We start from the raw sequence: 23,199 nt of genomic DNA, 5'->3' as shown, positions 1-23,199 counted from the left end.
CACTTCCTCCTGACGAGAAGCCCGTGATCAGAAACATAACGGACATGGATCTGCGCTTGCTGCGGATTTTTTCCGTCGTCGTTAAATGTGGCGGTTTTACCGCGGCCCAGGCCGAGCTGAACATGAGCCAGTCCAACATCAGCACACATATCTCAGGCTTGGAGAAGCGCCTCGGGTATCGAATTTGCGAACGGGGTAAGGGCGGGTTTCGATTGACCGAAAAAGGTCAGCGCATCCTTAAGGCCTCGTCAACCTTGTTTGGCGCGGTGGATGCCTTTCGCGACGAAGCCCAGGACCTGGCCGGGTGCCTGGTAGGGGATCTGTATCTTGGCCTGGCCGACAATATCGCGACCTTGCCGACAGCCAGAATCGATGCAGCTATCGCCCGTTTTTATCAACGTGCACACGACATGCATCTGCACATTTTCGTCAATTCGCCTACGGAGCTTGAATTAGCGGTGATTGACGGGCAACTGGACATGGCCATTTCCTATTTCAGCCGGCCGTTACCGACCTTGGCCTACCAGCCCTTGTACAAAGAAGAGATCGGCATTTTCTGCGGGCACCAACACCCATTGTTCGAAGTGCCCGAACCAAGCGTCGAACAGTTGCAAGCCGTTGACTGGATCACGCATGGCTTCCTGCCGGCCAATGCCGTTCTGCCTGTCGCACCGACCCGGGCATCGGCCACCGCCCATCATATGGAAGCGGTGGCCCATGGCGTGCTGGCCGGGACACATTTGGGCTATCTCCCAGCCCATTACGCCCGGCCGTGGCTGGCAAGCGGACAAATGCGCGCTTTGCATCCAGCGACGCTGCGTTACGAAGTGCAGCACAGCATGATCACCCATGTCGGGCGCCATCAAAGTGAAGCGGTGCGTGCCTTCATCGATGATCTACTGGCCGAACACCCGCTGTAGGTATCAACCAAGACAGCGCGTAACATGCTTGACCGATTGATACGCGGACAGTCCCCACGGCCCCAATTCACGGCCAATACCACTGCCTTTTGTGCCCCCCCAGGAGGTCTCGACGAACACCGCCTGAACCGAGTTGATCCAGACGTGGCCAACATCCAGGGCATCGGCGACGCGTTTTGCCCGAACCAGATCGGCGCTGATGACGGTGGCGACAAGGCCAAAGCGGCTGTCGTTGGCCAACGCCAACGCCTCTGCCTCCGAAGCAAAGCGACGGGTACACAACACCGGCGCAAAAATTTCTTCGGTCCACAAGCGGCTGGTAGGCGGCACGTCCGCATAGATCGTCGGGTGAACGAACCAGCCCGGATCATGCAGCACGTCGCCGCCGGTTACGCACTGCAAGCCTTCAGTGCGGGCGATGGCAAAATAAGTGTTCACCTTGGACCACTGCGCCTGGCTGGTCAGCGGCCCCATATCGACCTCGCCATGCAGTGGATTGCCCAACCGAAGCTTTTCGAATGCGCTCTTCAAACGTAGGGTCAGCGCATCAGCGATGCTGTCCTGTACCAGCAGGCGCGAAGTCGCCGAGCACATTTGCCCGGCATTCCAGCAGATACCGGCGACAATCCATTCAACCGCCTGGTCCAGATCGCAATCGTCGAATACCAGGATCGCGGACTTGCCACCCAGCTCCAGGGTGACGAGCCGGCAATGGGCGGCCGAGCTGCTCATCACCTGGCTGCCGACTGCGTTGCTACCGGTAAACGACAACTTGTCGATGCCCGGATGGTTGCTGAGCGCTGCGCCTGTTTCGGCCTTACCACCAACGATATTCAACACGCCCGCCGGCAGGCCCAGGGCATCGGCGATATGTCCGTAAGTCTGTTCGATCAGCGGAGTGATTTCCGATGGTTTGATCACTACGGTACAGCCGGCGGCCAACGCCGGTGCGAGCTTCCAGGCGCTGGTGACCAAGGGGAAGTTCCACGGCACGATCAAGCCGACAACACCCACCGCTTCAAAACGCGTGTGGGCGGTGAAACCGGGTACGGACAGCAGCACCTCACGGTCCTGCAGATCATCCAGCCGTTCGGCCAGACCGGCGTAATAGTTGAACGTAGCGATGGCATCATCGATGTCCACCACAGCTTCGTGGCGAGGCTTGCCGTTGTTTTGCATTTGCAGCGTGATCAGTGCTTCGCGACGCAGTTCGATCTGTTCGGCGAAACCCTTCAAATAGGCTGCACGTTGGGACGCACTGCTGTTGCGCCATGCGGGAAGCGCCTGACGCGCAGCGGCGATGGCCTGATCGACCTGTGAGGGCGTTGCCGCAGTCAGTTCGGCAAAAGGCTCGCCCAGAGACGGATCGTAAACGGTGATGCAATCAGCACTGTCACCTGATACCCAGCGCCCTCCGATGTAATGCGCGGCGGTCATGGTTTCGCTCCCTGCAGAACGCCGTGAACGGCGTTGCGGAAAATTTGGCTGTAATCATCGGCGTCGAGAACACAGGCATTGGTATCGGAAGAGGAAATGTCGGCAAGCGCCTGCTCTCCGACCCATGCAGCATCGTCTGCATCAAGACCGATTTCACTCAGCGAATGAGGTATGCCGAGGCGTTTGCGCAGCTCCAGTACCCAGTCGAGAAAACCTTCGAAATCTGGCTGAGGCAATTCCAGGTAGCGTGCAAGTCGGCCGATGCCTGTTTCGATGGTGTCCCGGTTGGCAAGCAAGACGTAGGGCAAGAGGATCGCGTTCAACAGGCCGTGATGCTTGTGATAGCGGGCACCCAGCGGGTGGGCGAGGGCATGCACGCCGCCCAGACCCTTCTGGAAGGCCACTGCGGCCATGGCGGAAGCGACCAGCATGCCTTCCCGGGCGACCATGTTCTGGCCGTCGCTATGGGCGTGGACCAAGTGTTGCTGAATCAGCCGGATGCCTTCGACCGCAACACCAGAAGACATTGGGTGATACAAGGGCGAGCAAAAGGCTTCGATGTGATGGGTCAGGGCGTCCATTCCCGTCGCCGCCGTCAAAGCCGCTGGCAAACCGCGAGTCAGTACCGGGTCGAGGATTACCGTTGCCGGGAGCAGCTCAGGGTGACTGATTACCCGCTTGATGCTGTCTTCGCTGCGCGTCAGCACAGCTTCGCGACCCAGCTCCGAGCCGGTGCCAGCGGTCGTCGGCAAGGCTATCAGGCGCGGAAGGTCCAGGTGTGGAAAGTCCGTCAGGGTGGGATAGTGGACAATGACCTGCGACCATTCGAAACGGTCCAGACCTTGAACATCGACGGCGGCAAGACTAATGCCCTTGGCCGCATCCATGGCACTGCCGCCGCCCAAAGCGATCAGCGAGTCGTGCTTGCCAGCCTTGAACGCTTCAACGCCTAGCGCGACGTCTTGCATGGTCGGATTGCTGGCAACATCGCTGAATACAGCAAACGGTATATCGGCTTGCGTCAGGTGAGCCTTCAATAGCGCCAAAGGTTCCAGGGCCAGCATGCCGGGGTCGGTGACCAGCAACGGGTTGTGCATCCCCAGCAATTTGCACCGTTCGGCCAGTGCGCCAAGTGCACCGGATCCGCAGAAAATATCGGTGGGGTAATTCCAGTAGTGAACAGAGGACATTTGAAACTCCAGACCGGCTAGGCGCATGACTGATGCGCCTGGCACGACAAGACAAGGGGCGTTATTGCAGGCTCGGTTGTGGATTGAGCGTTCGTTGATAGGGTTTGGCGTAAATCATGTAGATCAGGCCCAGTACCGCCAGGATCGAGAACACCAGGATTACCGCCCACACCTGGAACCACGGGGCCCCGGGTGGTGCGAGCGATTCACGTGGCCACGCTACGTTGATACTTTCGAATACCAGCCAGCAGAACGCTGCCAGATTGATCGGCACACCCCAGCGGCCAAGGCTGAAGGTTCCCGTTTCGGCTTTCCATTTGCCGCTCAAGCGAGCGAGCAGGGCGCAGGTCACTACGATCAAAAACACCACGAAGAAGCCGCCGCTACCAAACGCGATCAAGGTGCCAACGGCTGTGGCGTTCAAGCCCAGCGTCAAGCCAAAGCTGGCGAACAGGGTGCTGAACACCATCGCCACAAAGGGCACTTTGCGTTTGTCTACGCGGCGCAGGAAAGCCGAAGCAGGCAGGATTGAATCCCGTGCCATGCCGAAAATCGCGCGACCTATATAAGTCTGTACCGACACAACACAGGCGATGAACGCCACCAGTACAACACCCACGAACGGTCGTTCCGACCAGGCGCCAAAAGCGTCGACAACGGCGGGTGTGACTGGATCGATGACCTGGCCGGAAACCATGGCGGCGGTATCGGTGTAGGACAAGGTGACGGCAAATGCGGTGAGCATCACGGTCAAGCCGACCAGAATCATCGAACGCAAGATGGCACGCGGGGTCGACGTCCGGGCATCCGCGGTTTCTTCGGAAACTTGCGAGCAGGCATCAAAGCCGAGGAAGGCCCAGCCGCCGACCGCCATAGCCGTCAGGAAACCCGACAAATATGAACTGTCAGTACCGGGTGCAGAGGTCAAACCTTCAAGCAACAACGAAAACGAATGGTTGCGGAAAAACACCAGCAACAACACGCCGATAACAACGGATGCGATGACTTCAGCAATAATGCCCGCGCTGACGAAGTACTTCAGCGGGTTGATACCGAACAGATTCACCCCAAGCCCCAGAAGCAACAGCACCGCGCCACTGAACACTTGCGCATTGGCTGAGGGCGCTTCGCCGGTGAAAAACAGCCATAACCAGAACCCGCCCAAATAGGCCACTGTGGTTAATGAGGCCAATGCCGAGGCCAGATACATGAACCCGGTAAACCATGCCCAGCGGTCACCCGCCAGGCGCTTGACCCACTGGTAGCAACCGCCGGCGAGCGGGTACTGCGAGGCCAGCTCGGCGTAGACCAGGGCCACCAGCAACTGCAATGCCAGGCACAGCGGGACCACCCAGACCCAGGAGGGGCCGACGCTCATCGCCCCCAATGACATCACCGAATAGATCCCGACCACAGGTGACACCGTGGCGAACCCGACGGAAAAGGATGACCAAAGGGAAAGCCCACGGTGCAATTCCTGGGAATAACCTTGGCTGTGTAACAGATGTTCATCGGCGCTTTGCCGAGATGGTGAAGCACTCATTGCCCACCTCCAGAAGAAGTGGAGCTGCTGACGCGTGTGCAACGACAGGCACGGTTAGGTGCGAACGAGGTTGACATAGGAATTCCTTGAGTCGGCAAACACATTATTTTTAGGATCGCCTTGTGTTCAGGCGTACCGACGAAACGTGCTCCTTGGGGAAAGGAGCGAATTAAGAGTAAAGGAGCCATACATCAGAATGAATCCATATGTTTGAAGGCTGACATCTAGATAAATTGATGTTTGGATGGCGTATGGGAGTGAGAACGCCCCCGCTGAATTCGTGGGCAGTTCCCGAAAGTAGAGGTTAGCGATTGAAGCGTAGCGGCAGGCCTACACAGTCATCCTGTACGTGGCCTTGGTGCCAGGCTACTTGGCCGGACACCAGGGTAGTATGCACCTTGTGCCGCAGGCTTCGGCTCTGGAACGGCGTCCAACCGCAGTGCGCGAACAACGGCTCGGATAGCACCGGGTACGGTTCATTCAGGCGCTCGATCAGACACAGATCGGCCCAGTAGCCTTCACGCAGAAAGCCACGCTCTTCGACGGCAAACAGTTCGGCCACCGCATGGCTGGTTTTCTCCACCAGAGTGGTAAGTGGCAGCACGCCGTCGGTTACCAGTTCCAGCAAGGCGGGGAGGGCGTGCTGCACCAATGGCAGGCCGGCAGGAGCCTGAGCATAGGGCCGTTGCTTTTCTTCCAGGGTGTGTGGAGCGTGGTCGGTGCCGATTACATCCAGTTGGCCACAGAGCAAGGCTTGGCGCAGGGCATCGCGGTCGGCACGGGTTTTGATTGCCGGGTTGCACTTGATCAAGTGGCCGAGCAGCGAGTAGTCGCTGTCATCAAACAGCAGATGATGGGCGCAGACCTCGGCAGTGATGCGTTTTTCTGCCAACGGAGCGCAGCGAAACAGGCTCAGTTCACGGGCGCTGGTCAAGTGCAGCACATGAAGGCGGGTGTCGAATCGCCTGGCCAGCGCTACTGCCAGGCTGGAGGACTGGTAGCAGGCCTCGGCATCGCGAATCAGTGGGTGCATGGCCGGGGGTATCTCAGCGCCGTAGTGCGCGTGGAACTCGGCCTCACGCGTGCGGATCCGTGGGGTGTACTCACAGTGTGCCAGCAGCACTGTCGGGCAGTCGGCGAACAAGCGCTCAAGGGACGGCATGTCATCGACCAGCATGTCGCCGGTGGATGCGCCCATGAAAACCTTCACTCCGGCAACGCGCTTGGGGTCAAGGCCGGCGACGGTATCCAGGTTGTTGGTGCTGACGCCAAAGTGAAAGCCGTAGTTAACCCGTGAGCAGGCAGCAGCCCGGCGCTCCTTGTTGGTCAGAGCGTCCAGGGTCAAGGTGGGCGGGTTGGTGTTGGGCATGTCCATCACGCTGGTGATGCCGCCGGCCACTGCCGCGCGCGACTCCGTGGCGAAGCTGCCCTTGTGCGGGGCGCCAGGGTCGCGAAAGTGCACCTGATCGTCGATCATCCCCGGTAGCAAGTACTGGCCGGCGGCATCGATTTCGATGTCCGCGCTGCCCCCATCAATGCTGCTGGCGATTTTCTCGATACGACCGTTATGCACCCAGACATCGGCATCGAACTCGCGACCTTCGTTGACCAGGCGGGCGTTACGGATCAGTAGGTTGCTCATGGTCAAAACTCGTTCTGCAGGGCTTTGTAGCCGCGCACCAGGTCGATATTGGTGCGGGCCACGTCTTCGGAGAATTCGCTGGCCGAGGCACTGACGCGCGGCAGGCTGGCAAGATCGGTGTTCGGCCCGATGCGCTGGGTTGAGGTGACGTGAAAGCCCGCAGGCAGATCGCAGCCGTCCACCACGGCGTTATGCCGTACCACGCAGCCATCACCTACGGCGCAGTTGAACAGCACGCTATTGAAACCGATGAATACGCGATGTCCCACTTGGCAAGGACCGTGAATGATCGAGCGGTGGGCAATGGAACTGTGTTCGCCAATGGTCACTGCCGCACCCGACTTGGAGTGGATCACCACGCCGTCCTGGATGTTGGAATTGGCACCGATGATGATCGGCTGCATGTCGCCGGTTTCATCTACCTCGTCGGCGCGAATAACCGCATAGGGGCCGACGAAGACGTTGTCATGGATAATCACCTTGCCACAGATGATTGCGGTTTTATCCACGTAGGCGGACTCGGCAATCACAGGCAGATGGCCGGAAGGGTTTTTGCGGATCATGGCGTGTGCTCTCGATGAATAAGATATGTTATGTTATAACATCATTACATCAGGTAGAGCCTCCATCCATGTCCACCGTATTCACCGAGGCCGAGCTGCTGGCTCAGCCGGCGAATGACTATATGAATGCCGCGCAACAGCAGTTCTTCCGGAGCTTGTTGCTTCGCCAGCGTGCCGAGCTGCAAAACCGGATCGACGAAGAATTCATAGCCCTGCGCGAGCGCGACACCAGCAGCGACCCCGCCGACATCGGTAGTGCCGAAGAGCAGCGCCATTGGCAATTGCGTCTGCTGGAACGGGAGAAAAAGTTGCTCGACAAGATGGATGAAGCCCTCGAACGCCTGGCCTGCGGCGAATACGGCTGGTGCCGGGAAAGCGGTGAGCCGATCGGCTTGAAGCGCTTGCTGCTCAGGCCCACCGCAAGCCTGAGCATCGAAGCCAAAGAACGCCAGGAGCAACGTGAAAAACATCTGCGCCACGCCTGAACCTGACGGAGCCCGAAACATGAATGATCGTCAGCCGTTAAGGCAGATAAGCAGCGAGCAGATCAACGTGCTCTGTGAGGTGCTGCGCGATGAGGTAAATCTGGCCGTCTGGCAGCGCCAGCTACCGGCGCAAATCAACGATTTTGCCACGGCCTTGCTCGCTCAGGGCGAGCCGCTGGGGCAATCCATCGTGCTTGAGCTGGCCAGCCCGGAGCATACGCCGAACTTGAGTGGCCTGGTCGAGGGCTATAGTGATCTGCCCGGGCAGGGGGCCTTTGTGCAGGACCTGAGCTGGCTGGTCAGCGCCTTTGCCTGCCTGTTCGACACCAAACGTATCGGCCTGCGTCTGCGTATTCTCGACAAGGCCATGTGCCCACGCTTTCATGTCGACCATGTGCCTGTCAGGTTGATCACCAGCTACGCCGGGGTGGGCAGTGAGTGGTTGCGTGAAGGGGTGATGGCGCGCCATCGTCTGGGCGACCCGGCGGCCGAGCCCGGCGATGCGGGGTTGATAGAGCGGTGCAAGGCCGGCCATGTACTGCTGGCAAAGGGCGAGAAGTGGATCGGCAATGAGGGAGGAGGGCTGATTCACCGCTCGCCGCAACCGCCAATCGGCGAAAGGCGCTTGTTGGTGACGCTCGACTGGTTAGGCTGACTGAGTCTGAGGGGGCGCCTCGTCCCCCTCGGGGTTGAATTTCATCGCGCATCGCGGGGCAAGCCCGCTCCTACCGGGACGGTGTCATGCCCGCGGTTCACCCACCAGCCGAAGCCCGCTGCGGTGAAGAACATGATCAAACTGTAAATCGCCGCCGGAATCGCCATGGTCGAGTTGTTCAGCAAGCTCGGCGCAAGCGCCAGGGCAATGGCCAGGGTGCCGTTGTGGATGCCGATCTCCATGCCGATGGCAATCGCCTGGCGTTTGGGGATCTGCAGCAAGCGCGGCAGCCAGTAGCCGATGCCCAGGCTCAGCAGGTTAAACAGCAGTGCTGCGCCGCCTACCACCGGGGCATAGTCAACGACCGTCTGCCAGTCCTTGACCATCGCCAGGACGATGGTGAACACCAGAAACAGCGCGGCAATGATCTTCATCGGCCGCTCCAAGCGCGCGGCAAACCCCGGCGCCAAGCGGCGGATCAACATGCCAATGGCCACCGGCACCAGGACAATGGCGAACACCTGCAGCACCTTGGAAAATTGCAGGGGAATGGCCTGGTCGGCGGTCATGAAGTAGGCCAGTGACAGGTTTACCAGCAGCGGCATGGTCAGGATCGCAATCAGCGAGTTGACCGCAGTCAGGGTCACGTTCAAGGCCACATCACCATGGGCCAGGTGACTGAACAGGTTGGCCGTGGTGCCGCCAGGGGAGGCCGCCAGCAGCATCAGGCCTACTGCCAACGCGGGAGCCAGGCCGAAACCTTTGGCGATCAGAAAGCAGATAAAAGGCAGGAGCAGAATCTGGCAGGCCAGGCCGATCAGTACCGGTTTGGGGAATTTCACCACGCGGGCGAAATCGGCCAGGGTCAGGGTCAGGCCCAGTCCCAGCATGATGAAGCCCAAGGCAATCGGCAGAAAAGCACTGAGCAGTGGCGATGCAGTCATGTCGGAGGCTCACAAAAAAGGGATGAACGGCAGTGTAGGCGAGGATTCTGAGCCGTGTACTCCGCTCCCCGCTGATCCTTGTGGACCCAGGCGCCAGGCAGTAGCATTCACGCTTTACTTAAGGATCCGATCACCAATGCAATTCCAGCCAGGCGTTCTCGCCGCCCCGATTCCAGCACAAGCCCGTCACCTGTTCTTCACCTTGCACACGTCGGCCGCGCTGCCAGGTGTGCTTGACGTATTGCAACAGCAGGTCGATGGCAGCCGCGTGGTGGCTGGGTTCGGTGCGCCGCTGGTGCAGGTGCTGGGTCGTAGCATCGAGGGCTTGCGTGCGTTTCCGCAGCTGACCGCGGCGGTGGACAACCCGTGCACCCAGCACGACTTGTGGCTGTGGTTGCGCGGTGACGACCGCGGCGACCTGTGGTTGCTCAGCCAGGCCCTGGAAAAACTGCTGGCACCGGCCTTTAGCCTGGTTGAAGCCACCGATGCCTTCCGTCACAAAACCGGCTTCGACCTGACCGGTTATGAAGACGGCACGGAAAACCCGGTGGAAGACGCCGCGGTCGACGCCGCTATCCTGGCCACTGACGTACCCGGCCTGAGCGGTTCGAGCTTTGCCGCCTTCCAGCTGTGGCGCCACGACCTGGATTGCTTCAAGGCGCTGCCGCAGGAAGAGCAGGACAACATCATTGGCCGCCGTAAAGCTGACAATGAAGAACTGGATGACGCGCCGGAGTCGGCTCACGTCAAACGCACGGCCCAGGAAAGTTATGAGCCCGAGGCGTTTATCGTGCGTCGCTCCATGCCGTGGGCCGATGAGCGCGGTGCGGGCCTGGCGTTTCTGGCCTTCGGTCACTCGTTCGATGCCTTTGAAGTGCAGCTGCGGCGCATGAGCGGCCTGGAAGACGGTGTGGTAGACGCCTTGTACCGCTTTAGCCGGCCGCTGACCGGTGGTTACTACTGGTGCCCACCGCTCAGCGCCCAAGGGCTCGACTTGAGCGCGTTGCTGGGCTAATTCAATCGCGGGGCAAGCCCGCTCCCACAGACAACCACTGTGGGAGCGGCGGTGCGACGACTCGACTTGCCCCGCGATATAAAGTTAATTGTTAAAAAAAATTACGGACTCTTTACGAAGGCTCGTTACGCATAAAGGGATACTGGCAGCGTTTCCAGACCCTCCGTTCCGAGACGTCCTATCGTGAGCCAAGCCGCATCCTCCGCAACCGCCCATTCCCCCGTAAAAAACTCATCAATCAGCCTGCTCATCGCCGCCGTCGGCGTGGTTTATGGCGACATCGGCACCAGCCCGCTGTACACCCTCAAAGAAGTCTTCGCCGGTCATTACGGCGTGCAGGCCAACCATGACGGCGTGCTGGGCATTCTGTCGCTGGTGTTCTGGTCGCTGATCTGGGTGGTGACGATCAAATACGTACTGTTCGTGCTGCGTGCCGACAACCAGGGCGAGGGCGGCATCATGGCGCTGACCGCTTTGGCGCGGCGCGCGGCGGCACCCTATCCGCGTTTGAGCCGGGTGCTGGTGTTGCTCGGCCTGTTTGGCGCGGCGCTGTTCTACGGCGACAGCATGATCACCCCGGCAATCTCGGTGCTGTCGGCAGTGGAGGGCCTGCAGCTGGCGTTTGATGGCATCGGGCATTGGGTGGTGCCGATCGCCGTGGTGGTGCTGGTGGCCCTGTTCCTGATCCAGAAACACGGGACCGCACGCATCGGCATCCTGTTCGGGCCGGTCATGGTCCTGTGGTTCAGCGTGCTGGGCGCACTGGGTGTGTACGGCATCGTCCAGCGCCCGGAAGTGCTGCTGGCTATGAATCCAGCCTGGGCGGTGCAGTTTTTTGTGGTGCACCCGGGTATCGGTGTGGCGATTCTGGGCGCCGTGGTGCTGGCCCTGACCGGTGCCGAAGCGCTGTATGCCGACATGGGCCACTTTGGCCGCAAACCGATTGCCCGCGCCTGGATTCTGCTGGTGTTGCCAGGCCTGGTGCTGAACTACTTCGGCCAGGGCGCACTGATCCTCGGCAACCCCGAGGCGGTGCGTAACCCGTTTTTTCTGCTGGCGCCGAACTGGGCGTTGCTGCCGATGGTCGGGCTGGCCACGCTGGCGACCATCATTGCCTCCCAGGCCGTGATTTCCGGCGCCTTCTCGCTGACCCGCCAGGCCATCCAGCTCGGCTATGTGCCGCGCATGTTCATCCAGCACACCTCTAGCCAGGAACAAGGGCAGGTCTACATCGGCACGGTGAACTGGGCGTTGATGGTCGGTGTGGTGCTGCTGGTGATCGGCTTCGAATCCTCCGGTGCCCTGGCGGCGGCTTACGGGGTGGCGGTGACGGGCACCATGTTGATCACGACATTGCTCTCGGCGGCAGTGGTGCTGCTGTTGTGGAAGACCCCACGCTGGCTGGCAGTGCCGCTGTTGCTGGGTTTCCTGCTGGTCGACAGCCTGTACTTTGCCGCCAACGCGCCGAAGATCTTCCAGGGCGGGGCGTTCCCGGTGATCGCCGGTATCGCGCTGTTCATCCTCATGACCACCTGGAAGCGCGGGCGCAAGATCATTGTCGAGCGCCTGGATGAATCGGCCTTGCCACTGCCATTGTTCATCAGCAGCATCCGCTCGCAGCCGCCGCACCGGGTACAGGGCACAGCGGTGTTCCTCACTGCCCGGGCCGACGCCGTGCCGCATGCGTTGCTGCACAACCTGCTGCATAACCAGGTGCTGCATGAACGGGTAGTGTTATTGACTGTGGTGTCTCAGGATCGCCCACGGGTGCCGGTGTCCGAGCGTTTTGAGGTACAGGACTTTGGTGATGGTTTCTATCGGGTGAACCTCAACTTCGGCTTTATCGAAGAGCCCGATGTGCCGGCCGCGTTGCAGCTGTGCCATGTACCGGCGCTGGATTTCAGCCCGATGGGCACGACCTATTTCCTCAGCCGCGAGACGGTGATCCCGACCAAACGTATCGGCATGGCGCGTTGGCGTGAGGGGCTGTTTGCGTTCTTGCTGAAGAACGCCAACAGCAACCTGAAGTACTTCAATCTGCCGCTCAACCGGGTGATCGAGCTGGGGACGCAAGTAGAGATGTGATGGGGATCACTTGATGATGTGGGAGCCGGCCTTGCCGGCGATGGTAGCGGCACGGTGTCAGCTAATTCGCGCCGTCTGCATCGCTGGCAATGCCAGCTCCCACAGTGCGATTGCTTATACCGCTGTTTGCGCCCCTGCACCTGCAACCTGAGCATTACTGCGCACCAACTGGTGCATCAAGCTGGCAACTACAAAGCCGATCACCGCCAGCCCCATCATCGCCATGAACACATAGTTGTAACCCTGCTGCCCTGGGAAGTGGTCAAGAATGACGCCGTAGCCCACATAGGCAAACATGCCCGGTGCATAGCCGATCAGGCAGCCGATACCGAAGGCTGAGCCCGTAATGTGCGGAGCGATCCCCACTTCGCCCATAGGCGCCCAGAACACCCCACGCATCGAGAACACGATAAAGGCGAAGGACAACGTCGCGGCCATGCCTGCATAGATGTAACCCGGGCTCTTGGGCACCATGAGGATGATCACCATCAACGGCAGCAGTGCCAGGAATGCCCATTTCAGGTAACGGCTGGGGCTCTTGAACTGTTTGTCGGCAATGAAGCCACCGGCCGGACCGCCAAGAATCTTCAGCATGTACTGGTTGATGATGCCGTAGGCACCGACCAGCGCAACCGGCAAGCCATAGACTTCCTTGAGGTAGGGAATGAAGTAGGTCAGGCCGCAGTAAACGATGTAGACCATGAACACGTTGCAGCTGACCACCCAGATTGCCGGGACCTTGATCGCTTCCAGCAGGTTGGCCAGCGGGTTTTTCTTCGGGCCAACGATCGGTGCGCTGTGGTTGCCCTTGAGCAGAAACCAGGTCAGCACGCCTGCGGCGATGTCGATGAGCGAATAGAACACGATGGCGGCTTTCAGACCCGCTTCAGCAGCACCCATGACAATGAACACACCGAGCGCCGAGAACGCCACCAGGGTGTCGACCACCCCGCGACCGCCTTCGAGCAGGCCGAACAGGCGCCCCTGTTCCTTGTCATTGCCCAGCCCGCGAATGGCCTTGAGCAGCGCCGGCCAGTAGATGCAGTCGGCACACACTGCCAGCAGGCAAAAGACGATCATCAGGCTGCTGAACGGCGGGAATGTCGCCAGATACAAGCCCAGCGCGCCCGTGCCAAGCAGGCCGACAGGAATCAGTTTACGGGTGTCGAAACGGTCGGCAAGCAGGCCGCCGACCACGAACAGACCGGTCGCGATAATGGCGTTGGCACTGAGCAGCAATCCGATCTCGGTATGGGACAAGCCCATGAACGTCTGCATCGGTACGTAGAACGCGTCCTTGAGGTTGGCCAGCTTGTAGATGGTGCCGCCACCGAGGATCAGTATCAGGAATTTGAACCATTTGGCCTTGTCTTGCGCAGTCATTGTTATTCTCCAGGCGTAGTGGGGTCGCGGTGTCAGGCGCTGGTGGCCAGGCTCAGTTCGGCCAGGGTGCGCAGTTCGGCGAGCAGGCCTTTGACATAGCTGACCTGGTTGTTCGCCCAGCGCTGCTCGCCGGCTAGCATCTGCTCAAGGGTGAAGCCTGCAGGCAGCGGTGTATCGCTCATTTCGCGGTAGGCGATAAAGGGGTCGGCAGGTTCGTTGGATTGCCGGAACGCCGGGGCGATGTAGTGGTTTTCCTGTTCAAGGATGAAGGCGATCACCTGCGGACGCTGTTCGCCGAGCATCAACAGCTCGTACACCATGCGCGGGCTGGGCAGGTCGTCTTCGGCGCTACCCTGAAGCACACCGTAATGGCCAAAGCCCTGTGCTTCCGGGACGACCCGCACACCTTTGAGGTGTACCTGGCGAATGTGCGGGGCCAGGTTTGCCAAGGCCTCCAGCGGTTGCTCGCAAGCGTTGATCATGTTGCCGAAGTCGAACAGTGCATGCAGACGCGGATGATTGGCCTGCTTGAGCAACTGGGCGATTTCATCGCTCTTGAGCTCTTCATGCTGCTCGAAGTCGAAGTTCAGGTTATGCAGGTCAGCTTGCTGGCCGAGGTAGTGCAGATCGCCGGCGATGGTGTCCATGACCTGCGACAGCGTGCCTTCGTAGCGCGAGTACACGCGGATGTTGCGGGTGCCGATGGCATTGGCCACGGCGATCACCGCATCAACGTCCGGCTTCAGTGTGCTGCTGATTTCAAGGTGTACTTCAAGTTCGAGCTGGCGGGCCTTGTCGGCGAAGGCGCGCAATTGCCCGGCATTCATCTGCGAGAGGCTGTTGTGCTCGCCGTCGAGCATGTGCAGGCTCAAACCCTTGAGCTCATGGCGATAGGCAAAGTCGAGCAGGTCGGAAGGCGTCAGGCGCCCGTGGGTGAGGTTGGTCAGTAACGGATAGGCATGGGCAAACAAACGCACCTGATCAATGCGTTCGATCAGGCGGGTGGCCAGTTCGCGGGTCAACAGCACCGGCGCTGCGGCGCCTTTAGTCTTGTTATCGAGCAACCGGGTGAAGCGTTCTTGGATAGCATTCATTCGAGTCGTTCCTGGTGCGGGCACCGGTTCTACCGGCGCGTTCTTTATCGCGCCGCTGGGGAACGCTCGATAGATCCATTACGAAGCAAATGATAAGGCCACTGGCCGACGGCTATACCGGCTGTCCCATGGCCTTGAGCGCCTGCACCAGGGCCTCGACCTTGGCTTCGGCCAGCTCCTGCGCGGTGCCGGCAAAGCCGATCAACAGGGCAGGGGGCAGGTAGCGCTGCAGGCAGTAGTCACTCAAGGCATAGGTGTGGACGCCGTGCTGAGCCAGTTGGCGGGCGATTTCCTGGTCGTCCAGGTGCTGCGGCAGCCAGGCAATCAGGTGCATGCCGGCTTCAACCGGTGCGATGGTGAAGAAGTGCCCGAGCCGGCGTTCAAGTACTTCCAGCAGGCACAGCTGACGGGCCTGGTAAAGCGCACGCATGCGCCGGATATGCCCGATGAAATGACCTTCCGCCATGAAGTCAGCGGTGACTGCCTGCAACAGGGTGGGCGGACTGCGGTCCATCACCGCACGAATAGTGCAGAACGGCTCGACCAAGGCCTGCGGCAGAATCACATAGCCCAGGCGCAGCGACGGGAACAGCACTTTGCTGAAGGTGCCGACGTAGATCACCCGATCGCTCTGGTCCATGGCATACAGCGCCGGCAATTGCCGCCCGCTGTAGCGCAGTTCGCTGTCGCAATCGTCTTCGATGACCCAGCGCTGGTTGGCCGCGGCCCATTCGATCAGCTCCAGGCGTCGGCCGTGGCTCAGGGTGACGCCCAGCGGGTGCTGACGCGAGGGGGTGGTGAACACCAGGCGGGCGTCGGGGCTGTCGGCGATGCCTTGCTGCACATCAATGCCCTGGTCGTCGATACGCACCGGCACGACCTGGCAGCCGTGGGCCTGGAAGGCGATGCGTGCGGCGATATGGCCGGGATCTTCCATCCATACCGGGTCGTCGGGGTTGAGCAGCAGCATGGCCAGCAGGTTGAAGGCTTGCTGGGCGCCGGAAACGATCACCACCTGGTCGGCACTGCAGTCGATGCCGCGGGCATCGAACACATAGTCGGCGATGGCCCGACGCAGATCCTCCAGGCCCTGCAACTCGCCATAGCCGAGCATCGCCTTGCTCGGTTTTTGCACATGACGGCTGATCAGACGCTTCCAGACAAGCTGGGGAAAGGCTTCGAATGCGCCGTGGCTGGGTAGAAAGGAGGTTGGCGTATCGGGGCTGTAGTGCGAGTAGGACACACCGCGAAAATGATGACTGCGCAACGACAGCATCGACTGGCTGAGGTCGGACAGTCGCGGCGCTGCAGCTGTTGGCGGCGTGCTGCCCTGGCCTGAGCGCTCCCACTCGTCACCGACATAGGTACCGGCACCGGTGCGCGACACCAGAAAGCCTTCGGCGATCAGTTGATCGAAGGCATTGAGCAGGGTGATGCGCGAGAGGTTCAGCTCCTGGCTCAAGGTGCGCGTCGACGGCAGGCGGATGCCGCCTTGCAGGCGCCCGGTGAGGATCTGTTTGCGAATCTGCAGGTAGAGCTGGCGGTAAAGCGGGGTGGCACTGTCGCGATCCAGCTCAATACCCGATAGCAGCAAACCGGAGGGGGACTTCATTGGGTGCTCGTTGGCAGGTGAAAAAGGCCTGGTAATCGTACGAGAAACCCTTGCAGGCAGCCAGCGGCGCACACTGTGTCATCAAATGAAAACACCTTGTCGCTGGATGCGAAGCACCCCGCAGGCGTTGCGCATAGAGTCCAATCAACAAAAACAGACGCAACGCGTCCGAATGGATGATTGGAGTGACAAGCATGGCCAAAGTCGTACGCTTCTATGAAACCGGTGGTCCCGAAGTATTGCGCTATGAAGACGCTGAAGTCGGCGAGCCTGGTCCGGGGCAAGTCCGCCTGCGCCAGGTTGCAGTCGGCCTGAATTACGCCGACACCTATTTCCGTAACGGTACCTACCCGATTCCGATGCCCAACGGCATGGGCGTGGAAGCGGCCGGTGTGGTCCAGGCGGTAGGCGAGGGGGTGACCAACGTGGCGGTCGGCGACCGCGTGACCTACACCGGTTTTCTCAACACGCTCGGCGCTTATTGCACCGACCGTCTGATCGGTGCCGCGGCGCTGATCAAGCTGCCGGAAACCATCGCCTTTGAAACCGCAGCGGCAATGACCATGCGCGGCCTGACCTCGGCCTACCTGATGCGCCGCCTGTATGACTTCAAAGCCGGTGACACGATTTTGCTGCACGCCGCTGCCGGTGGTGTTGGCCTGATCGTTTCGCAGTGGGCGCGCCTGCTCGGCGTCAACGTGATCGGCACCGTGTCCACCGAAGCCAAAGCCGAAGTGGCCAAGGCCCATGGCTGCACCCACACCATCAACTACAGCCATGAAGATGTGGCCAAGCGCGTACGCGAGCTGACCGACGGTGTCGGCGTCAACGTGGTGTTCGACAGCGTTGGCAAAAGCACCTTCATGGCCTCGCTCGACTCGCTCAAGCGCCGTGGCCTGATGGTTTGCGTCGGTACTGCGTCCGGCACCATCCCGCCGTTCGATCCGCAGATTCTGGCGATGAAAGGCTCGCTGCACCTGACCCGCCCGGCGTTGGCTGACTATATCGCCGACCCGGCGGAGAAGGCCGACCTTGCCGGTGAGCTGTTCGATCACGTCAGCAGCGGCCGCATCAAGATTGAAATCAACCAGCACTACGCCCTGCAGGATGCAGTCCAGGCGCACCGAGACCTGGAAGCACGCAAAACCACCGGTTCTTCGATCTTCGTCATCTGAAGAGGGCTGTAGCATGCACATCGAACAATTGACCTGCGCCATCGGCGCTGAGGTGTCCGGGGTTAACCTGGCGGATGCGGTTCACGATGACGACCTGTTCGACCAGCTCCGGGCGCAATTGCTCAAGCACCGGGTGCTGTTTTTGCGCGACCAGAACATCAGCCGCGCCGAGCATGTGGCCTTTGCCCGGCGCTTCGGTGAGCTGGAAGACCACCCGGTAGCCGGCAGCGACCCGGACCACCCGGGCCTGGTGCAGATCTACAAGCGCCCGGACCAGCCCGCCGACCGCTACGAGAACGCCTGGCACACCGATGCCACCTGGCGCGAAGCACCGCCCATGGGCTGTGTGCTGCGCTGTGTGGAGTGCCCGCCGGTGGGTGGCGACACCATGTGGGCAAACATGGTGCTGGCCTACCAGAACCTGCCGGATGAGGTGAAGCAGAAGATCGAAGGCCTGCGCGCCCGGCACAGCATCGAAGCCAGCTTTGGTGCAGCGATGCCGATGGAAAAACGCCTGGCGCTCAAAGCCCAGTTCCCCGACGCCGAACACCCGGTGGTGCGCACCCACCCGGAAACCGGGGAACAGGTGCTGTTCGTCAACGCCTTCACCACCCATTTCACCAACTACCACACCCCGCAGCGGGTACGTTTTGGCCAGGACGCCAACCCGGGTGCCGGCGATTTGCTGCGTTACCTGATCAGCCAGGCATACCTGCCCGAGTACCAGGTGCGCTGGCGCTGGAAGCCCAACAGCATTGCGATCTGGGATAACCGCAGCACCCAACACTACGCGGTCATGGACTACCCGGCCTGCCATCGCAAGATGGAGCGCGCCGGGATCAAGGGCGACCGAACCTTCTAAGCATTAGCCATCCGCTACCTGGCGGAGCAAGACAATAACAAGACCGAGGACCATAGAATGCAATTCTTCGATGATTCGTTGCACCCGGAAAACATGGAAAAGGTGGTAATCACCGTTGCCCCTTACGGCCCGGAATGGATGCCTGAGGACTTTCCCGAAGACATTCCGCTGACCATGGACGAACAGGTCCAGAAGGCCGTTGACTGCTATGAAGCGGGCGCCACTGTGCTTCACCTGCATGTACGCGAACTCGATGGCAAAGGCTCCAAGCGTCTGTCCAAGTTCAATGAACTGATTGCCGGTGTGCGCGAAGCGGTACCGGAAATGATCATCCAGGTGGGCGGCTCGATTTCCTTCGCCCCTGAAAGCGACGGCGAAGCGGCCAAATGGCTGTCTGATGACACCCGCCACATGCTCGCTGAGCTCACGCCAAAGCCTGACCAGGTCACCGTGGCGATCAACACCACGCAAATGAACATCATGGAGTTGCTGTATCCGGAGTACCTGGAAGGCACCTCCCTGGCCAACCCGGCGATTCAGGCCGCCTACAGCGAAATGACCGTACCGGCCGGCCCGGCCTGGGTCTGCGAACACCTGCGCCGCCTGCAGGCGAGCAACATCCAGCCGCACTTCCAGCTGACCGGCATGCATGCCCTGGAAACCCTCGAGCGCATCGTGCGCCGCGGCGATTACATGGGCCCGCTGAACCTGACCTGGATCGGCATCGGTGGCGGCTTCGACGGCCCTAATCCGTTCAACTTCTTCAACTTCATCCACCGCGCGCCGGATGGCTGCACCTTGACCGCAGAATCGCTGCTCAAGAACGTGCTGCCGTTCAACACCATGGCCCTGGCCATGGGCCTGCACCCACGTTGCGGCAACGAAGACACCATCATCGACCACAGCGGCAAGCGCTTCGGCTCGGTCGAGCAGATCAAGCAGACCGTGCGCGTTGCCCATGAACTGGGTCGTGAAATCGCCAACGGTAAAGAAGCCCGTGCCATTTACCGCATCGGTCAGCAGTACAGCAGCATCGAAGAAACCCTCAAAGCCAACGGCATGGCGCCTAACCGCCTGCCGGGCCAAAAAGGTGTACCGCAGCGCGGCTGACCGGACAGGGTCGGCCTGTGACGGCGGGTCGACCCATTCCAGCCCAAAGCGCTGTTAGTCAGGCTTCTGATAACAACAAGACTTACGCCAGACAACAGAGGAGGCAGCATGGCCGCCTATATCGCCAGCGCCGCAGATGACGGTGCCGACACTTCACGTGGCATTCCAAGGCGTTATGCCTGGATTGTCTTCGCCTTGACCTTTGGCCTGCTGATTTCCGACTACATGTCGCGCCAGGTGCTCAACGCGGTATTTCCCCTGCTCAAGAGCGAATGGGCTCTGAGTGACAGCCAGCTCGGCCTGCTCAGCGGTATCGTTGCGCTGATGGTCGGGCTGCTGACTTTTCCCCTGTCTCTGCTGGCCGACCGTTTTGGCCGGGTCAAAAGCCTGGTGCTGATGGCCGTGCTCTGGAGCCTGGCCACCCTGGGGTGCGCCCTGGCGGAAAACTACCAGCAGATGTTTGTTGCCCGCTTTCTGGTGGGTGTTGGCGAAGCGGCCTATGGCAGCGTCGGCATCGCCGTGGTGGTCGCGGTGTTCCCGCGCGACATGCGCGCAACCCTGGCCGGTGCCTTCATGGCCGGTGGCATGTTCGGCTCGGTGCTGGGCATGGCCCTGGGCGGGGTCATGGCCCAGCATCTGGGCTGGCGCTGGGCATTCGCCGGCATGGCGTTTTTCGGCCTGATGCTGGCGTTGTTGTATCCACTGCTGGTCAAGGAGGCGAAGATCTCGCCGCCACGCTCGACGGTACCCTGCAAGGTAAGCCGTCCGTTGCGCACCTTGTATAGCAGTCGCTCGGTGATCGCCGCTTATGTTGCCAGTGGCCTGCAACTGTTTGTAGGTGGCACGGTGATTGTGTGGATGCCCAGCTACCTGAACCGCTACTACGCCATGGGCACCGACAAGGCCGGGGTAGTTGCCGCGATTATCGTGCTGTGCAGCGGTATCGGCACGATTCTCTGCGCGATGCTCTGTGACCGCCTGGGTCGCCAGCGTCCGGACCGCAAGATCAGCCTGGCCATCGCCTACTGCCTGGGCAGTTGCCTGTTGTTGTCGGTGGCCTTTGCGCTGCCCTCGGGCACTGCGCAACTGGTGTTGATCTGCCTGGGCATGATGATTGCCGTCGGCACCAACGGCCCGTCCAGCGCCATGGTCGCCAACCTGACCCACTATTCGGTGCATGGCACCGCTTTTGCCACCCTGACCCTGTCCAACAACCTGTTGGGCCTGGCCACCGGGCCGCTGATTACCGGCCGGGTTTCCGACATCATCGGCCTGCAGGCCGCGTTCCAGTTGGTGCCGCTGATCAGCATCGGCGCCGCTGCGGTGTTTTTTATTGCCAAGCGCCACTACCACAGCGACATGGCTCGCCTGGAGGGGACGGTGCAACCAGCACCTGACGCGGGGCAGATCCAAGAGGTAAAACCGTGAAACAAACGTTATCCATCGATGTGTTCTTCGACTTCATCTGCCCCTGGTGCCTGATTGGCCAGCGTCATTTGCAACGTGCGCTTGAGCAGTTGCGCCTTGAACAGCCTGAAGTTGAGGTCGACCTGCGTTGGCGGGGTGTGCAACTGCTGCCGGATATGGCCAGGACTGGCCAGCCGTTCGAAGCCTTCTACCGCAAGCGCCTGGGCAGCGAAGAGGCGGTGCGTCAGCGTCAGGCTCAGGTACGTGCGGCGGCTGAGGCTGCGGGCGTAAACATCGATTTCTCCCGTATCAGCCGCATGCCCAATACCGCCGATGCCCACCGCCTACTGCAACGCGCGGTGGCCCTGGGCGAGCCGGAGCGTGTCGAGGCGTTGTTGGCAGAACTGTTTGCGGCTTACTTCCAGCAGGGCAAGGACCTGGGCGATCCGGTCACCTTGCTGCAGATCGCCCAGGACTGCGGCTTGAGCCCGGCGCAGGTCGCCGATTGTCTGCGCGGTGACGCCAGCCCGTTTATCGGTGCAGACGACTACACAGGCGAGGGTGTGCCTTGTTTTCGCTTCAACCGGCAGCTGGTGGTGAGCGGTGCTCAACCCGCCGAAGTGCTGCTCGGCTGCATGCGTGAAGCGCTGGGCCAGGCGGCATTGGCATGAGTTACCGATACCCCGTACCGCTGGCCAAGGTGCCGGCGCGCGGCAGCCGTGTGCTGCTGAATTTTGATAACAAGAGCCTGGCGCTGTTCAACGTCGCCGATGTGTTTTACGCCATCGACGACAGCTGCCCGCATCAGGGCGCGTCTTTGTGTGGCGGGCGCCTGGAAGGGCGAGTGATCCAGTGTTGCGCGCATGGCCTGCGTTTCGATCTGGCCAGTGGTTATCTGCTCAATTCCACCCAGCTCAAGGTCGCCAGTTACCCGGTCGAGTGGCAGGGCGAGCAGCTGTTTATCGTGATCGAGTCCGAGGAGTCTGGCCAATGAGCAGCATGGCAATTGCCGCCGTTAACAACCGGGTGCGAGCACTTGCGCCAGGTTTTGTCGTGAGCCTGATCGCGGCGGGTGCGGCGAGTTTTCTCAGCGAGCATTACGATGCGCCGGTGATGTTGTTTGCCCTGTTGCTGGGCATGGCGTTGAACTTTCTCTCTGCTGACGGCAGCTGCAAGGCCGGGATTGAATTTACCGCGCGCACGGTGCTGCGCATCGGTGTGGCGCTGCTGGGCATGCGTATTACTCTGGAGCAGATTGCCAGCCTTGGCTGGAAGCCGGTGGCGTTGGTGGTCATTATTGTGGTGGTGACCATTGGTGTGTCGATGGTGGTTGCCAAGGCCATGGGCTTCAATCGGCTGTTCGGTATGCTCACGGGCGGTGCGACGGCAATCTGTGGCGCGTCGGCGGCGTTGGCGCTGGCTGCGGCGTTGCCTGCGCACCGGCAGAAGGAGCATGCGACGCTGTTCACGGTGATTGGGGTGTCGGCGCTGTCGACCCTGGCGATGATTCTTTATCCGATGATTGCTGATTGGTTGCAGTTGTCACCGCCGCAGGCCGGGGTGTTTCTTGGTGCCACTATTCATGATGTGGCGCAGGTGGTGGGGGCGGGGTACAGCATGTCCACCGAGACCGGGGACATTGCCACGGTGGTCAAGCTGATGCGGGTGGCGATGTTGCTGCCGGTGATTGTCTGTGCGGCGATGATTACCCGGCGGGCAGGGGATGATGCCTCCGGGCAGCGGCCGCCGCTGTTGCCGTGGTTTGCGGTGGGCTTTGTGTTGCTGGCCTGTCTGAATAGTACGGGGTGGGTGCCCACTGTGGTCCAGGGCGGGGTCAATGATCTGTCGCGCTGGTGTCTGGTGGTGGCTATCAGTGCTCTGGGGATGAAGACGCAGCTCAAGGAACTGGCCAAGGTTGGGTTCAAGCCCATTGCGTTGATGGTGGGGGAGACGGTGTTTCTGGTGCTGTTGGTGTTGGCGTTGATGCACTGGGGACTGTAGGGATTTTGGGGATATGCCCTCGGGTTTGAGGGCATATCCATTGGCGGTGGTGGCGCTTAGTCACCTTTGCGCCCTA

Annotated in this window: 21 protein-coding genes; 12 read left to right on the top strand and 9 right to left on the bottom strand. The window is 60.7% G+C overall.

Annotated elements, in window-relative coordinates; genetic code table 11:
- The first annotated feature begins 23 nt into the window (after positions 1–23).
- On the top strand, positions 24–920 hold the full coding sequence (locus ACVI9W_RS25525) for a LysR family transcriptional regulator (RefSeq protein ID WP_461531873.1): 897 nt from the start codon (positions 24–26) through the stop codon (positions 918–920).
- Positions 921–923: 3 nt separating this feature from the next.
- Here the strand turns inward: ACVI9W_RS25525 and ACVI9W_RS25520 are convergent, their stop codons facing one another.
- From ACVI9W_RS25520 to ACVI9W_RS25500, 5 genes are all read right to left on the bottom strand, one after another.
- Complete coding sequence (locus ACVI9W_RS25520) at positions 924–2,357, bottom strand: aldehyde dehydrogenase family protein (RefSeq protein WP_461531730.1); 1,434 nt, start codon at positions 2,355–2,357, stop codon at positions 924–926.
- Positions 2,354–3,547, bottom strand: coding sequence for an iron-containing alcohol dehydrogenase (locus ACVI9W_RS25515; protein WP_461531729.1), 1,194 nt, complete (start codon positions 3,545–3,547; stop codon positions 2,354–2,356). The genes ACVI9W_RS25520 and ACVI9W_RS25515 overlap by 4 nt, the downstream gene beginning before the upstream one ends.
- 61 nt (positions 3,548–3,608) lie before the next feature.
- Positions 3,609–5,090, bottom strand: coding sequence for an APC family permease (locus ACVI9W_RS25510; protein ID WP_461531728.1), 1,482 nt, complete (start codon positions 5,088–5,090; stop codon positions 3,609–3,611).
- A gap of 304 nt (positions 5,091–5,394) precedes the next feature.
- Positions 5,395–6,732, bottom strand: coding sequence for a dihydroorotase (locus tag ACVI9W_RS25505; protein ID WP_461531727.1), 1,338 nt, complete (start codon positions 6,730–6,732; stop codon positions 5,395–5,397).
- 2 nt (positions 6,733–6,734) lie between these two features.
- Positions 6,735–7,295: a gamma carbonic anhydrase family protein gene (locus ACVI9W_RS25500; RefSeq protein ID WP_461531726.1), complete on the bottom strand. Its 561-nt coding sequence runs from the start codon at positions 7,293–7,295 to the stop codon at positions 6,735–6,737.
- Between the two features lie 68 nt (positions 7,296–7,363).
- On the opposite strand from ACVI9W_RS25500, the gene dksA reads away from it, so the two are divergent.
- Both dksA and ACVI9W_RS25490 read left to right on the top strand, forming a co-directional pair.
- The gene (gene dksA, locus ACVI9W_RS25495; RefSeq protein ID WP_461531725.1) at positions 7,364–7,780 is read left to right on the top strand and encodes an RNA polymerase-binding protein DksA; all 417 of its coding nucleotides are present in this window, start codon (positions 7,364–7,366) and stop codon (positions 7,778–7,780) included.
- 19 nt (positions 7,781–7,799) lie between these two features.
- Positions 7,800–8,435 (top strand): DUF1826 domain-containing protein, encoded by a 636-nt coding sequence (locus ACVI9W_RS25490; RefSeq protein ID WP_461531724.1) that lies wholly within the window; start codon positions 7,800–7,802, stop codon positions 8,433–8,435.
- Positions 8,436–8,476: 41 nt separating this feature from the next.
- Here ACVI9W_RS25490 and ACVI9W_RS25485 read toward each other — a convergent pair whose 3' ends face one another.
- Positions 8,477–9,379 (bottom strand): bile acid:sodium symporter family protein, encoded by a 903-nt coding sequence (locus tag ACVI9W_RS25485; RefSeq protein ID WP_461531723.1) that lies wholly within the window; start codon positions 9,377–9,379, stop codon positions 8,477–8,479.
- A 136-nt stretch (positions 9,380–9,515) separates the two neighbouring features.
- Between ACVI9W_RS25485 and ACVI9W_RS25480 the strand changes: the two genes are divergently transcribed.
- Positions 9,516–10,394 carry a Dyp-type peroxidase gene (locus ACVI9W_RS25480; protein ID WP_461531722.1) on the top strand — a complete coding sequence of 293 codons (879 nt, stop codon included), beginning with the start codon at positions 9,516–9,518 and terminating at the stop codon, positions 10,392–10,394.
- 183 nt (positions 10,395–10,577) lie between these two features.
- Positions 10,578–12,479, top strand: a complete 1,902-nt coding sequence (locus tag ACVI9W_RS25475) for a potassium transporter Kup (protein WP_461531721.1) — start codon at positions 10,578–10,580, stop codon at positions 12,477–12,479.
- Positions 12,480–12,593: 114 nt separating this feature from the next.
- Here the strand turns inward: ACVI9W_RS25475 and ACVI9W_RS25470 are convergent, their stop codons facing one another.
- The 3 genes from ACVI9W_RS25470 to pdxR all read right to left on the bottom strand — a co-directional run bounded on the left by ACVI9W_RS25470 (position 12,594) and on the right by pdxR (position 16,568).
- Complete coding sequence (locus ACVI9W_RS25470) at positions 12,594–13,862, bottom strand: MFS transporter (protein WP_461531720.1); 1,269 nt, start codon at positions 13,860–13,862, stop codon at positions 12,594–12,596.
- A gap of 32 nt (positions 13,863–13,894) precedes the next feature.
- On the bottom strand, positions 13,895–14,956 hold the full coding sequence (locus ACVI9W_RS25465) for a sugar phosphate isomerase/epimerase family protein (RefSeq protein WP_461531719.1): 1,062 nt from the start codon (positions 14,954–14,956) through the stop codon (positions 13,895–13,897).
- Positions 14,957–15,068: 112 nt separating this feature from the next.
- A complete protein-coding gene (gene pdxR, locus ACVI9W_RS25460; RefSeq protein WP_342622199.1) occupies positions 15,069–16,568 on the bottom strand; it encodes a MocR-like pyridoxine biosynthesis transcription factor PdxR in 1,500 nt (499 codons plus the stop codon).
- 194 nt (positions 16,569–16,762) lie between these two features.
- Here pdxR and ACVI9W_RS25455 point away from each other — a divergent pair, with 194 nt between their 5' ends.
- The 7 genes from ACVI9W_RS25455 to ACVI9W_RS25425 all read left to right on the top strand — a co-directional run bounded on the left by ACVI9W_RS25455 (position 16,763) and on the right by ACVI9W_RS25425 (position 23,123).
- On the top strand, positions 16,763–17,743 hold the full coding sequence (locus ACVI9W_RS25455; RefSeq protein ID WP_191832537.1) for a quinone oxidoreductase family protein: 981 nt from the start codon (positions 16,763–16,765) through the stop codon (positions 17,741–17,743).
- Positions 17,744–17,756: 13 nt separating this feature from the next.
- Positions 17,757–18,605 carry a TauD/TfdA dioxygenase family protein gene (locus ACVI9W_RS25450; RefSeq protein WP_038611043.1) on the top strand — a complete coding sequence of 283 codons (849 nt, stop codon included), beginning with the start codon at positions 17,757–17,759 and terminating at the stop codon, positions 18,603–18,605.
- 57 nt (positions 18,606–18,662) lie between these two features.
- Positions 18,663–19,715, top strand: a complete 1,053-nt coding sequence (locus ACVI9W_RS25445; protein ID WP_038611040.1) for a beta-keto acid cleavage family enzyme — start codon at positions 18,663–18,665, stop codon at positions 19,713–19,715.
- A gap of 108 nt (positions 19,716–19,823) precedes the next feature.
- Positions 19,824–21,143, top strand: a complete 1,320-nt coding sequence (locus tag ACVI9W_RS25440; RefSeq protein ID WP_461531718.1) for an MFS transporter — start codon at positions 19,824–19,826, stop codon at positions 21,141–21,143.
- On the top strand, positions 21,140–21,793 hold the full coding sequence (locus ACVI9W_RS25435) for a DsbA family oxidoreductase (protein ID WP_461531717.1): 654 nt from the start codon (positions 21,140–21,142) through the stop codon (positions 21,791–21,793). Before ACVI9W_RS25440 ends, ACVI9W_RS25435 begins: the two co-directional genes overlap by 4 nt.
- Positions 21,790–22,116 (top strand): Rieske (2Fe-2S) protein, encoded by a 327-nt coding sequence (locus ACVI9W_RS25430; RefSeq protein WP_461531716.1) that lies wholly within the window; start codon positions 21,790–21,792, stop codon positions 22,114–22,116. Before ACVI9W_RS25435 ends, ACVI9W_RS25430 begins: the two co-directional genes overlap by 4 nt.
- Positions 22,113–23,123: a YeiH family protein gene (locus ACVI9W_RS25425; protein ID WP_157192640.1), complete on the top strand. Its 1,011-nt coding sequence runs from the start codon at positions 22,113–22,115 to the stop codon at positions 23,121–23,123. Before ACVI9W_RS25430 ends, ACVI9W_RS25425 begins: the two co-directional genes overlap by 4 nt.
- Positions 23,124–23,199: the final 76 nt, after the last annotated feature.

The sequence above is a fragment of the Pseudomonas sp. 210_17 TE3656 genome, from assembly GCF_054821965.1.
This window is presented reverse-complemented; position numbering and strand designations above follow the sequence as displayed.

Coding starts and splice junctions, on each gene's coding strand:
- ACVI9W_RS25465 (WP_461531719.1), bottom strand. CDS start 14,956: ATGAATGCTATCCAAGAACGCTTCACCCGGTTGCTCGATAACAAGACT.
- ACVI9W_RS25515 (WP_461531729.1), bottom strand. CDS start 3,547: ATGTCCTCTGTTCACTACTGGAATTACCCCACCGATATTTTCTGCGGA.
- ACVI9W_RS25430 (WP_461531716.1), top strand. CDS start 21,790: ATGAGTTACCGATACCCCGTACCGCTGGCCAAGGTGCCGGCGCGCGGC.
- ACVI9W_RS25510 (WP_461531728.1), bottom strand. CDS start 5,090: ATGAGTGCTTCACCATCTCGGCAAAGCGCCGATGAACATCTGTTACAC.
- ACVI9W_RS25480 (WP_461531722.1), top strand. CDS start 9,516: ATGCAATTCCAGCCAGGCGTTCTCGCCGCCCCGATTCCAGCACAAGCC.
- dksA (WP_461531725.1), top strand. CDS start 7,364: ATGTCCACCGTATTCACCGAGGCCGAGCTGCTGGCTCAGCCGGCGAAT.
- ACVI9W_RS25470 (WP_461531720.1), bottom strand. CDS start 13,862: ATGACTGCGCAAGACAAGGCCAAATGGTTCAAATTCCTGATACTGATC.
- ACVI9W_RS25440 (WP_461531718.1), top strand. CDS start 19,824: ATGGCCGCCTATATCGCCAGCGCCGCAGATGACGGTGCCGACACTTCA.
- ACVI9W_RS25505 (WP_461531727.1), bottom strand. CDS start 6,732: ATGAGCAACCTACTGATCCGTAACGCCCGCCTGGTCAACGAAGGTCGC.
- ACVI9W_RS25455 (WP_191832537.1), top strand. CDS start 16,763: ATGGCCAAAGTCGTACGCTTCTATGAAACCGGTGGTCCCGAAGTATTG.
- ACVI9W_RS25425 (WP_157192640.1), top strand. CDS start 22,113: ATGAGCAGCATGGCAATTGCCGCCGTTAACAACCGGGTGCGAGCACTT.
- ACVI9W_RS25520 (WP_461531730.1), bottom strand. CDS start 2,357: ATGACCGCCGCGCATTACATCGGAGGGCGCTGGGTATCAGGTGACAGT.
- ACVI9W_RS25485 (WP_461531723.1), bottom strand. CDS start 9,379: ATGACTGCATCGCCACTGCTCAGTGCTTTTCTGCCGATTGCCTTGGGC.
- ACVI9W_RS25445 (WP_038611040.1), top strand. CDS start 18,663: ATGCAATTCTTCGATGATTCGTTGCACCCGGAAAACATGGAAAAGGTG.
- ACVI9W_RS25500 (WP_461531726.1), bottom strand. CDS start 7,295: ATGATCCGCAAAAACCCTTCCGGCCATCTGCCTGTGATTGCCGAGTCC.
- pdxR (WP_342622199.1), bottom strand. CDS start 16,568: ATGAAGTCCCCCTCCGGTTTGCTGCTATCGGGTATTGAGCTGGATCGC.
- ACVI9W_RS25490 (WP_461531724.1), top strand. CDS start 7,800: ATGAATGATCGTCAGCCGTTAAGGCAGATAAGCAGCGAGCAGATCAAC.
- ACVI9W_RS25450 (WP_038611043.1), top strand. CDS start 17,757: ATGCACATCGAACAATTGACCTGCGCCATCGGCGCTGAGGTGTCCGGG.